General features: G+C 46.6%; 9 protein-coding genes and 1 pseudogene. 7 read left to right on the top strand and 3 right to left on the bottom strand.

Annotation, left to right across the window (positions count from 1 at the left end):
* The 4 genes and pseudogenes from QUB68_RS02705 to QUB68_RS02690 all read left to right on the top strand — a co-directional run.
* Window positions 1-307 (top strand): annotated as a pseudogene (locus QUB68_RS02705) (hypothetical protein); the annotation flags it as partial.
* Between the two features lie 125 nt (window positions 308-432).
* A complete protein-coding gene (locus QUB68_RS02700; protein ID WP_332989130.1) occupies window positions 433-1,473 on the top strand; it encodes a hypothetical protein in 1,041 nt (346 codons plus the stop codon).
* A gap of 303 nt (window positions 1,474-1,776) precedes the next feature.
* Complete coding sequence (locus tag QUB68_RS02695) at window positions 1,777-2,550, top strand: ABC transporter permease (RefSeq protein WP_332989129.1); 774 nt, start codon at window positions 1,777-1,779, stop codon at window positions 2,548-2,550.
* 126 nt (window positions 2,551-2,676) lie between these two features.
* The gene (locus tag QUB68_RS02690) at window positions 2,677-3,582 is read left to right on the top strand and encodes an ABC transporter ATP-binding protein (RefSeq protein ID WP_332989127.1); all 906 of its coding nucleotides are present in this window, start codon (window positions 2,677-2,679) and stop codon (window positions 3,580-3,582) included.
* Window positions 3,583-3,866: 284 nt separating this feature from the next.
* On the opposite strand, the gene QUB68_RS02685 is transcribed toward QUB68_RS02690, so the two are convergent.
* Entirely contained in the window at window positions 3,867-4,826 is a 960-nt protein-coding gene (locus QUB68_RS02685; RefSeq protein WP_332989125.1) for a GNAT family N-acetyltransferase, read from the bottom strand.
* A gap of 757 nt (window positions 4,827-5,583) precedes the next feature.
* Between QUB68_RS02685 and pap the strand changes: the two genes are divergently transcribed.
* Both pap and QUB68_RS02675 read left to right on the top strand, forming a co-directional pair.
* Window positions 5,584-7,071, top strand: coding sequence for a polyphosphate:AMP phosphotransferase (gene pap, locus QUB68_RS02680; RefSeq protein WP_332989123.1), 1,488 nt, complete (start codon window positions 5,584-5,586; stop codon window positions 7,069-7,071).
* 356 nt (window positions 7,072-7,427) lie between these two features.
* Window positions 7,428-8,417, top strand: coding sequence for a YdcF family protein (locus QUB68_RS02675; protein WP_332989121.1), 990 nt, complete (start codon window positions 7,428-7,430; stop codon window positions 8,415-8,417).
* On the opposite strand, the gene QUB68_RS02670 is transcribed toward QUB68_RS02675, so the two are convergent.
* Window positions 8,414-8,758 (bottom strand): hypothetical protein, encoded by a 345-nt coding sequence (locus tag QUB68_RS02670; protein WP_332989119.1) that lies wholly within the window; start codon window positions 8,756-8,758, stop codon window positions 8,414-8,416. The genes QUB68_RS02675 and QUB68_RS02670 overlap by 4 nt on opposite strands.
* A 353-nt stretch (window positions 8,759-9,111) precedes the next feature.
* On the opposite strand from QUB68_RS02670, the gene glsA reads away from it, so the two are divergent.
* Complete coding sequence (gene glsA, locus QUB68_RS02665; protein ID WP_332989117.1) at window positions 9,112-10,035, top strand: glutaminase A; 924 nt, start codon at window positions 9,112-9,114, stop codon at window positions 10,033-10,035.
* 189 nt (window positions 10,036-10,224) lie between these two features.
* On the opposite strand, the gene QUB68_RS02660 is transcribed toward glsA, so the two are convergent.
* Window positions 10,225-12,036, bottom strand: a complete 1,812-nt coding sequence (locus QUB68_RS02660; RefSeq protein ID WP_332989115.1) for a CHASE2 domain-containing protein — start codon at window positions 12,034-12,036, stop codon at window positions 10,225-10,227.
* Window positions 12,037-12,182: the final 146 nt, after the last annotated feature.

Genomic DNA, 12,182 nt, shown 5'->3' with positions numbered 1-12,182 from the left:
TTCGCCGAATACCAATCAGAATAATCTCAATCCGGGAACTTCGCCGAATACCAATCAGAATAATCTCAATCCGGGAACTTCGCCGAATACCAATCAGAATAATCTCAATCCGGGAAATTCCCCGAATACCAATCCGAATAATCTCAATCCGGGAAATTCCCCGAATACCAATCCGAATAATCTCAATCCGGGAACTTCGCCGAATACCAATCAGAATAATCTCAATCCGGGAAATTCGCCGAATACCAATCCCAGCAACAATTTGTCTCCCAACAGTACCACGGGCAACGGCACGGGTTCTTTTTGAACGGCCGCCTGATGAGTTAAGCTAAGACTTTGTAGTGGCGATTCTCTACCCTACCCTTCGGGAACCCTTCGGGAACCCTTCGGGAACGGGATAGCTTCGCTCGCGCGTACTTGAGGAGACCTACTGTGTCAAACTTAGTTCAACGCTTAGAAATAACCGCTCATCCGCAACTCGAAAAATCCCTCGGCTATCGAGGAGACAGTCGCTGGGTAGCTTGGCGGTGGGAACCGGACATCGAGCAACTGATTTCTAGCGACGGCAAAACAGCCGGGACTGGCAACAATATGGCTTGGTTGGTTTTTTTGCAGCACGATTTAGTTCAGCCTGCGGTACAAGATTACAACTTTGCTGAGACCGATCGCTACTGGCTGCTTTTGGACACCGAAACTCGAAATCTCTACGTCGGCGAAGGGAAAGCAGTTGAAAGTCTACTGGAACAGCCGGAAAGTTTAGCTTTGTTAGCTTGTCTAGATGGTGGAAATGCCGATCGACCAAATCCGGAAAATTGGCAGCAAACGCTATCTGAACTAACCGCAACAACAGCCTTTCGCCACCTGACAAACGCCATTCCTTTCGGAATCGCCGCCGCTTTAATAGGTGCTTTGGGAGTCGGAACCGGATTGTGGGTAGTGCCGGCGGTGCAGCAGAAACTCGCCGAAAAAACCACTTTTATTTCCCCAATTAGTTCAGCCTCCAACTGCGGGATTGGCGGTTCCGACGATTTTTCAGCTTACGTCGGTTCGTCAAGCGGAGATAAAGAAGTTCACTTAATCGGCGTTTACGAGGCTACTGCGGAGCATGGGAACGGAAATGTGTCGAAAAGTATCGAAATCAAAGTAGAACGCCGAAACAAACCGATAATTCTCGCACTTTCAGCCTACGAACCGATCAACTGGAATATAACTGTAGCACCCGGAACTGCGATCGAAAAAATCATAGTTAACGGATACCATAACCAAACTGTTTCAGGAGTTTCTGGAATTCCCATAGAAGAACACAGCTACGAAAAAACCGGAAACTATATCGGCGACTTTATCTACAAGTGGGGTGCTACCGCTGAAAGTCCCAATACTCCCTCCCTCGTGACTAAATTGGAACAGATAAACAGCACAAGTTTAACTTCTTTTCAAGGATGCTACAGAGGTACGAACTTTAGTATTAAATGAGAGCAGCGACAGACAGCCAAAAATTAAAACTCTATGTTGCTAAAATCACAAAACCCGCCCGCCCGGGTTTTTTTATTGAGATTTAACATTCTTGGTATTTCTATGATATAATATGCCGTGGCTTCATTATCAATGATCGTATAATGTCCGGCAAATTTAACGCCATCAACAAGGTTTGTAGTGAGGACTTTAGTCCTCGGATTTATGCGGACTAAAGTCCGAACGATCGAACCAATTTGATTGTGTTAGTTGTTTGCGGGCTTGATATCAATTCCCAATTCTAACAATGCTAACATAATTCTTATGAAATACTGGTACGAAACCCTCGCAGTAGCGCAGCGAATTTTAATAGAATTGGGGAGACGGCGGCGCAGCTTAGTGTTGTGGAGTATTTTTCCAGTTTCTATTTTGCTAATCAATGGTTTAATTTTAAAAGAACGCGCCAATCTCACCACAGCAAAAGCCTTTGAAAGTGCTGCACCTGCAAGCTTAGTAGGAGCCGCTTTATTTTTTAGCTGTCTCGGCGGCAGCGTAGCCACGGTAGTGTCAGAGCGAGAACAACATACTCTCAAACGCTTATTTGTTTCCCCCCTGAGCGGCACTTCCTACTTTTTAGGAATTTTTCTGGCTCACAGTTGCATCGGTATCGGCCAGGTAATTTTAGTATACGCGATCGCCTCTTGTTTGGGTGCCGAATTTCAAGGATCTATTTTGTTAGGATGCGCGATTATTTTACTGAGTATTGTATCTTACGTAGGCGTCGGCTTTATTCTGGGTACGCAGTTTGCGAGGCGCACTGAAGATGTCAACTCGCTAGTAGCAGCTTTCGGCGTTCCTTTGTTGATTTTAGGAGGCGCATTTTTGCCGACTGCGCTGTTTCCCAAAACACTGCTGGATCTCGCCCAGTACAATCCAATTTATCACATGAACGAAGCGCTGATGGGTGTGTGGGCTGGCGGCAAAGATTTTGCGGATATTGAGTCGCACTTCTGGTTTTTATTAATATTTGCTATTTCCATGATCCTAGGCGGATGGCTGTCTTATCGGCGGATGTTGAACACGGAAAGAAGACTTTAGCCAAGACCAAAGAAACCGGGTTTTTTTACCGAATCTGTGGGCGAAAGCGAAATATTGTCGCAAAAAACCCGGTTTCTGGCTACCCGTGTGCGATCGTATAATATAAACTTAGGGAGATTTTAAACCTTGCTGCAAATAGAAAAGCTAAATAAGTCTTACGGCGAACGTTCAGTGCTTAAAGATTTAACACTCCACATTCAAGCTGGCGAAATTTACGGTTTGCTGGGGCCAAACGGGGCGGGTAAAACTACAACTATCAATATTTTATGCAATTTACTAAATGCTGACAGCGGCAAAGTTTCCATCAATGGCGAACCTGTTTCCGACTCTACTAAACCGTTAATAGGTGTAGCACCCCAAGAAAATTTGCTTTATAAAAGCCTTAGTTGCGAAGAGAATCTCAATTTTTTTGCTCAAATTTATGGTTTAGATCGCAAACAGCGCCGCTATCAAGTAGAGCAATGTTTAAAAGCTGTAAATTTGACTGATAGAGCTAAGAGTCCGGTAGAAACTTTGAGCGGAGGAATGCAGCGCCGTTTGAATATTGCGGTGGCTTTGGTGCATCAGCCTAAATTAGTAATTTTAGATGAACCGACAACGGGTTTAGATATTGAAGCTCGTTATGAAATTTGGGAGTTGATTCAGCGTTTGCAGTCGGAAGGAATTACGATTTTACTGACTACGCATTTGTTGGATGAAGCTGAGCGTTTGTGTCAAAAAATTGGGATTTTAAAAAATGGTAGTATTGTGGCTGAGGGCAGTTTGGAGGAGTTGCAAAAACTGATTCCGGCTGAGGAAATTATTGTTGTTAAAACCCATGAAGAAGAAAAGGCGATCGCCCGCGCTGCTGAATACGGTTTTATTCCCCGCCGCTACGGTAGCGATTTGGCTTTTTGGCTGCCGCAACGTTTGGAATTAAAAGATATTATTTTGCGCTTTGATGGGATTTCTATTGATTCGATCGCCCGCTATCCGGTGCGTTTAGAACATATTTATGTCGAGGTGACAAAACAAAGCGAACTAGGTTCTTAGTTAAGATGTACTCCAAATAACTGGTTCCTAGGCTCTGCCTAGGAATCTATATCCAGAGGCTCTGCCTCGGCCCGAAGGAGGCAGAGCAAGAGTGATCTGCGTTACCAGGCAGAGCCTGGTAACGAGTAATGCACAATTACCGATTTAACTGGTTCCCAGGCTGGAGCCTGGGAACCCCGATCCAGAGGCTCTGCCTCGTTTGCGCCGAGAGAGGCAGAGCAAGAGTGATCTGCGTTACCAGGCTCTGCCTGGTAACGAGTAATTTGCAATTCTCAAGTATCAATTTAAACAGCTTTTGCCCACGACAGCCAAGTTTCCATCGGGCGGAAACCGACAGATTTGTAAAGCTTTGTCGCACCTGTCAAGCTGTCTGCATCGACGCTGAGTTTGGCTGTGTTTGCTCCCGCTGCTTTTAAGGTGTGCAAACCGGCCAGCAGCATCGCTTTTCCTAATCCCATTTTCCGAAAGTCGCGCCGCGTACCCAATAATTCGATCCAACCGTCTTTTGTGTCGCTGCGGGGGTTTTTTTGGGGTTTGATTTGACAGTCGCAGAAAGCTGCAAATTTACGATCGCCCGAAACAGCAATTAAGTCTAATTCCGGCTGATAATTTTCGTCTTGCATCCAGTATCGCACGATTTCGGCAGTTAAATCGTGGTGGTTCCAGTGATCGATAAACGACTGGTTGAACATTTCTACCCAGGGTTGGATGTCTTGTTCTCCTGATACGTGCGTCAGCGCAAAATCTGCGGGAAATTCGGGTGCGGGAATTGGTTCGGCGAGCGATCGCGCCATTGTGAGAAAATAGCGATCGACTTCAAAGCCCTGTTTCTCGAACAACAGCATTTCATCGGCTTTATCCTCGCGGCTGTAGGTACGCAATTTCGCGGGCAAATTCCGTTCTTTCGCAACTTCGCCCAGCCGCTTTTCGCCCCATTTAACTATCTGTTTTTCCAAACCTTCGCCGCGGACGTTTGGATGCACGTAAAACCAGAGACAGCCCTCTATTTCCTCCTGGGAATCGGGCATATCTAGGAGTGCTAAACCGATCAGTCTGTAGTTACCATCTTCCCACAACTGCACGTCGCGGGATTTATCGAGTTTGGGGGCGTCAAGTACGAGCTTGAGTTCGCTGGCGGATACTTCTTCGCCTGGGCCATCGACTGTTTCGCAAGCATCGATTAAATTTGCGATCGCGCACCAGTCAGTTTCGCCCTTGTAGGAGCGCGTTGTCAAGATATTCATAGAAAACTTTGCAATCCGTAATTTCGGATTGTTCCTGTTAATGGGTATTGGCAAACAAGTACAGTAATTCGGACATTTTGCACAAATGTCAGTAACAGGCAGGATGCCTGTTTCACAAGAAACAAGTATTATTGTGGGGCGGCTAATCTTAGCCCGCACCTCAAATGCTTTTAGTTGTTGAGAATGGTGTTGATAAAACTCAGAAACCTGTTTAATATCACCCAGGCTTTCAGGTTTTATCTCATAGCGCAATCATAAAAATTGGTTTGCCCTTTTGGGCTAGTTTTGTATTTTAGTCTCAGGCTAGAGGAGCGCCCAATGTTCGCAAGCAGCGCCCTCGAAGTTATCAAGGCTGGTGCTTGAGTAACTGTTGTTTAAATAAATTTGATGCAGCTAAGTAAAGAAGTTGTCACCCCCACCGGGTAGTTGATTTTTACTTTTGCTATGTTTTACAAGAAATCCTGTTCCAGGGATTTGTTGCTGCTCCTGTTAACTCGCCCGCTTGGGGGAGGGGAGAAGTTGAACTTACTAAAAAGTTCCCTAATTCAACTATAACCGCTGAGGTTTTTTTTGGCAAGTTTGATGTGAGGGGAGTTTTGTTAGTATTAACGGTAGCCTGGATTCGGTGGCAGAAGCACCGCGCTTTTAACCGGACGTAAGTTTAGTGTTTATAACTTTTTGCGGCACTTGAAGATTTAATTTTATCCAAACGTTAAACTAACGTTAAACTGCTTTATCGGATTTGCATGAGGTAAATATGCTCGACAACCTCGATTTAGATATTTCCCTGGATAAAGAAACCTACGATGCCAAAATCGAAGTTTTAATGCAGCAGTTGCGATCGCTCCAACTGGCCTGCAGGGAAAAAAAATTGCCTGCAATCATCGTACTCGAAGGCTGGGCTGCCGCCGGCAAAGGCGCCCTGGTAAAAAAAATGGTGGGTTACATGGACCCGCGCGGGTTTGCCGTACACCCGATTTGGCCGCCGTCAGATGCAGAAATGGGCTATCCTTTTCTGTGGCGGTTTTGGCAGAAACTTCCGGCGCGAGGGCGGATTGGCTTTTTCTATCACAGTTGGTACACTCACATTTTAGAAGACCGGTTGTTCTCACGACTCTCCGACGCTGAAGTACCGACAGTCATCAGACAAATCAACGCCTTCGAGAGGCAGATGGTAGATGACGGCGCGGCAATTGCCAAATTTTGGATTCACCTGAGCAAAAAAGAACTCAAGCACCGGCTCAAAAAACTAGAAGACGACAGCTTACAAGCTTGGCGAGTGCGGCCCGAAGACTGGAAACAAGCCAAAAAATACCAAGAATACACAGCTTTGGCCGAAGAAATGGTAACTCAAACCGGCACGGGCCCCGCACCTTGGACGCTAGTAGAAGGTGACTGTCAGCGCTGGGCGAGAGTCAAAGTTTTAACGCAAATGGCAGCGTCACTTACAGAAGCCCTAGACAGACTCCCGACGCAATCTGCACCCGTTCCGTTGCCGCCTCAAGAAAGATTGCAACCCACCGAACCGGATTTGCTCGCCCAAGTAGATTTAACTCAATCGCTGTCGCCAGACGAATACAAACTCGAACTTCGCGAAGCACAAACCCGTTTTGGCAAACTGCAACAAAGCATCGACGAAGAGCAAGTCCCCGTGTTAGTGCTGTTTGAAGGTTGGGACGCCGCCGGCAAAGGAGGAGCGATCAAACGCTTGACGGATGTCCTAGACCCCCGCAGTTACACGGTTAACGCCTTTGCGGCCCCGACAGACGAAGAAAAAGCTCACCAGTACCTGTGGCGGTTCTGGCGGCGGTTGCCGACTGCTGGTAAAATCAGCATTTGCGATCGCAGTTGGTATGGTAGAGTGCTCGTCGAGCGAGTCGAAGGATTTGCCACCGAACCCGAATGGCGCCGTGCTTACCAGGAAATCAACGAATTTGAGGAGCAACTCACCAGTTTCGGTTGTGTCTTAGTTAAATTCTGGCTGCACATCAGTCCTGATGAGCAACTAAAGCGGTTTACAGAGCGGCAAAACAATCCATTTAAACAATACAAACTCACCGACGAAGATTGGCGGAATCGCCAAAAGTGGAATTTTTATGAAGTGGCGGTGAATCAAATGATTCAGCGCACCAGCACGCCGACTGCTCCCTGGACGCCAATTGCGGCCGATAACAAGTATTATGCTCGTGTTAAAGTAATTCAAACGGTAACGCAGGCAATTCGGAATCAACTGAAACGCCGATAAATTGGGATTGGTGAATGGGTAACAGGGAATGGGAAAAATAGCAGGTACCAGAAAGCAGGCTTGAATTGCCAATTTCACCGGCCTCCGGCTCGATCCATTATCAATTACCAGTTATCAATTACCAGTTATCAATTACCAATTAACTGTCAGCAATCTGTGATTGGAAGTAGCGGGCTGATTCGCCTGTAACCAATAGTCGATCGCTGACCGGAATCGAGGATCAGGATAAGTGCGATCGGACTGCGTGATTGGCGAAAGTTAAAAAACCAGCCAATGCCCGTATTTCCTCCCGCAGCTAAATCCGCCCTCGTTTCCACACTTCGGTACTAATTTATGAAGACACAGAATATTGCAAGATGCCTGAACTATTCGCTCGCATTCTATTTCTATTCCTCCTCTTCTCACTGCTCAAATCGTGGTGGGATACATCAGGAGGCAAAGACAATCCGTTATTAGACCGGCTGCGCGTTTTGTTGCTGATCAGCCTTTTGTTCCTGGCCTTTTTTGCGCCAGACACAGAAGTCGGAGCAGCAATTTTTGGTCTAATAGCCTTCTTCTTTACGCCGTTAGGTTTTTCGATCACGCTGCTGGTAATTGCATCGGCGCTGATCACGAACGGGGGCATCCGCAACCCGGCGCCGAGAATGATCCTAGCAGCGCTGCTAGTTTTGATTTTGTCGAGTCTGCCAGTTGTCGCTTACTGGTTCGCTGACCAAGCAGAACGAGACGCTGCTGCACGCACCACAGTTTGCTGCGACGAAACTGCTGCGGCGATCGTCCTGCTGGGCAAGGGAACCACTTCGCCTCACATCCCCAACCGAGGGGCAATCCAACTGACAGATGCAGGCAATCGCCTGCCCTATGCTGCTGTGCTTTACAAAAAGCAACTAGCACCTTTACTTATCGTTACCGCTGGGCCGAGACCGGAGTTGGAAGGCTCTGTTGGCGAAGCTAAGGATATCGAAACTTTGCTAGCAAACAACATGGGCGTGCCACGCAACAGTATTGTTCTGGACGATAACGGCCGGAATATACGCACCAGCGCCCAAGAAGTAAGAAAGATACTCGACAGCCGCGGTGTCGGGCGCAAAGTAATCCTGGTAACATCTGCGATTCAGATGCGCCGTGCCAGCCTAGCATTTGCAAATATGGGAATTCAGGTAATTCCCAGAGCTACTGACTTTTACACTTACCAGCCCACCGCAGGAGGGAAAACTAGACTCCGCTTAGACGCAGGGAAGTTTTTGCCTAGTGCAGAAGCCTTGGTAACTACCACGAAAGTATTCGATGAATATTTCGGGTCTTTTTATTACTATTTGCGTGGCTGGCAGAGTCCTAGGGCCTAAAGCGGCAAGTTGGTGGTGTTTTTCTGAGGCAACACCGACTGCTCCCCAGATTGGTTTAACATCTCATGAGAATGTGACCTTTGTGGGGGGCTGTATTTTCTCATTCCGGCGGGGTCGCCGACGGCAAAGTTGGCCATTAATGCAAACAATGCCCAAAAGAAAACCGGCTCCCACTCGGATTTTTTTGGGGCTGGCGCTTCTTTAGCTTTGGCGGAGGTGACGATGACTTTGAGGTCTAGTTTGCCTTCAATTTCTTTGCCTTTGAGAATTCCTTCGCTGCATACACCCTTAAAAACTAGCGGATCTGGTTTCGCTGCTTCTACTTTCGCTTCGTCTGCCATTTTTTTATCCTGATTTTGGTAGATTCGGTTGGATAGTAAATTCTCAGAGGTTCGGGGGGTATCCGGAAAGGATTGCGAATTTCTCCCTTGAGAATTAAGTTACATATGCACCCTGCCCCATTCCTGGGGATTTAAAGTCACGATCTAAACGCATTTCCAGCTAGTGCTGGTTGTTGTCGGGTAAACAACTTTGCCTTGAAGCTGCTACTTATGTATCTATCTGACGAAATAGCAGGTTTTTATGCAAAGTAATTTTTTTTGTTAGATTTATTCTAAAATCGGGCATGGAAAGATTTGTGATCTCGATCGGGCGATCGGACTTGAGATTAGGTTAAAAAAATAAGTTATCAAATTTGAAAATATCCACAAACAAGCTATCTCATCTGCAACCCGAACAACTGGCAGATTGGGCAACAGAGGCAATTAATCGCAGTAAATCAGGTCAAATTCCTGCTTATATACCTCTCCTTGCGCAAGCAGACAGACAAGTGTTTGCAGTGCAAATTCGGGCAATTGACGGTCAAAATTTGAGCTGGGGCAGCGCTGCTACAACATTCCCGCTGATGAGCGCCGTCAAGCCCTTTGTGCTGCTTTATTTGCTGTGCGAATTGGGCGAAACAGCGGTATTTGAGTGCGTGGGCTGCGATCCTTCGGAACTTCCTTTCAATTCCCTGACTCAACTCGAAACAGATAAAGGGAAGCCGAGAAATCCGATGATTAATAGCGGGGCGATCGCCCTTGCGTCTTTAATTCCCGGTAAAAATGCGATTGAGCGCTGTCAAAACCTGCAAACTTGGCTGAATCAACAAGCAAACAGTCAGTTATTTGTTGACGAGTTAATGCTCGATTCAGTGAATGCAAATCCGAATCAAAACAATTGGGATCTTGCCTTAGCAATGGTAGAATCGGGTTATCTTCAAAACTCGGAAATTGCTTTGGAAACCTACAATCGCCTCTGCTGTTTGTCGGGAACTGTGGAGGATTTGGCGAAGCTGGGAATGGTGTTGGTAAATGGTGGTGAAGCGATCGCGGAAAACTCCCGCACTGTCAAAGCGCTGATGGCTACTTGCGGTTTGTATGAAGCATCTGGCAGGTTTGCGCTGCGGGTGGGAGTGCCAGCTAAGTCGGGTGTTAGCGGGGCTTTGCTGTCGGTAATTCCGGGTGAAGGGGCGATCGCATCTTATAGTCCACCACTGAATAAAGAGGGGAATTCTGTAGGCGGTTTGTTTCTGTTAGAACAAATAGCTAAAAGTCTGCGGCTGAGCGTATTTGATTAAATTGGGAATTTGGAATTGGGGAATTGGGAATTTGGAATTGGGGAATTGGGAATTTGGAATTGGGGAATTTGGAATTTGGAATTTGGAATTGGTTATTAGAAAAATCACTAACAAGTAACCACTAACTATTACCCATGCCCAATGCCCGATGCCCGATGCCCAATGCCCCATGCCCATGCCCACTGACTATTACTTTTCGCCCAAAATAGCATAAACCACAGTTTCTTCTTTTTTGCCGCGCAATTGAATAGCTCCTACTTTTTGGCCTTCGTAGCGATCGCGCACGTAAGCAAAAGTCCTCCCCGTCACCAACAAATTAAAAGGACTATCAGACACTATTTCCTTATTCATCGCCTCCAATCTAGCAGCAACGTTAACAGCATCGCCGATTACAGAATAATTTAAACGCCGCGAACCGCCGACGCTACCGGCAACTAACTGTCCGGTATGCAAACCAATGCCAAACTTAATTAAAGGTTTGTGGTCAATTCTAAGCTGCTGATTAATTTCGTGGAGTTTTTCGTGCATGGCGATGCAAGCCGCCACGGCATTTAAAGCATCTTGTTGAATTTCTGCATATTCGCTGTGGCAAAAAGGCACACCAAAAACTGCCATAATTGCATCGCCGATGTATTTATCAACAACGCCGCCGTGATCCATAATACAGTCGGTCATTGCTTCCAGATAATTGTTCAGCCAGGTGAGTAAATCTCGCGCTGGCATTTTTTCTGAAATCGAAGTAAAACTGCGAATATCCATAAACAGCACAGTTGCTGTAAGTTCTTGAGGTTCGAGTTCTCCCTGTTCAAATATCTCTGCTTTGCGTGCCCAAATAAGCTGAGCAGTTTCGGGTGCGACGTGCTGTTCAAATAACCTCATCAACTGCTGTTTTTCGTACTGTTCGCGCAGTTGCAAAGCAGTGCCCGATAAAATAAGGGTTCCGATGGGTGCGGCAATGGGAATCCACCAAAAATAGCAGCCAAATAACACAGCAGCAGTGGCAATCCAAACTACAGGCAAACCAAGGGCGATCGCAATTCTGTCTTTAACACCTCGCTTGGACAAAACCCGAGAGGTAAGCGGGCCAATCCCCAACAATAACAAAAATTCTAGCAGTACCGGCAGCCGCTTGAGCAAGCGCTGATTGAGCAAATTGTCAATCAACGCTGCATATAAATAAACCCCACCCGTAGTTTTGTTGAGAGGTGTAGATATCTGGTCAAAACCAGTAGCTACTAGGCCGACTAAGACTAATTTATTCGCTAAAGCATTTTCAGGGATTCTACCTTCTACAACATCAACAAAAGCATAGGTGGGTAGATTTTTTGTGTTCCCGGGCCAGTTAACCCAGACTTTTTGGTCTTGCATATTTTGTGGCTGCGGCAGTAATACAGGATTTTGGGGGTTAGCAGCATTGTACCTCTGAGTGATTGCTAAACCGAAGTTAGGAATGGAGTCGAGAAATATTTTTGAATCGCGGCTAACGCCGTCGCTGTTGGGTTCGTGCATGATATGTCCGATACCTGCGGCGGCTGCTTTTAAAGATGCTACTGGTTGTTCTTTGGTGGTTCTTGGGAGTACAACTTTGCCGTTGGTGGCGATCGCACCGGCTAACATTTCATCTTTGGGACTCGGATCGACGAACAGAATGTCGAAACCAACTGCTGTGGGGGGAGATTTTTTCAGGGCTGACAGTAGTTCGGCGTAGCGATTGCGCGGCCACGGAAATTTACCGTATTCCTGCAAGCTTTGGGGCTCGATCGCAATTACTGCAATTCTGTCATCCCATCCCGGATTTGGCAAGATTCCCGATTCTCGAATTTGAAATAGGGTTTTGTATCCCAAATATTCAAGGGGTTTCCAGATTCCAAATTGCAGCATGGTTGCAGACAGGACACCTGCGGCGGCGCCTGTCAGCCAGGGAGGATTTGTGGTGATATATTGCCGGATGCCGATCAGTTGATGTTGTTTGAGACGATCGATCAATTCTTTGAACTTCATGCAATTAATTTGACGCAATAATTGACATCAGAGTCCGATGTTTCAGATTAGAAGACCGGGCGGTTGAAACCGCGTCTATACAAACAAAACCCGGATGGTGCGCGGGTTGAATACCAGCAGGTTAAAATTACCAGAAAGAATTGGTT

Source organism: Microcoleus sp. A006_D1, assembly GCF_036702805.1.
GTDB lineage: Bacteria > Cyanobacteriota > Cyanobacteriia > Cyanobacteriales > Microcoleaceae > Microcoleus.
Note: the sequence above shows the minus strand (reverse complement) of the source record. Positions and strands in the feature narration are given on the sequence as shown.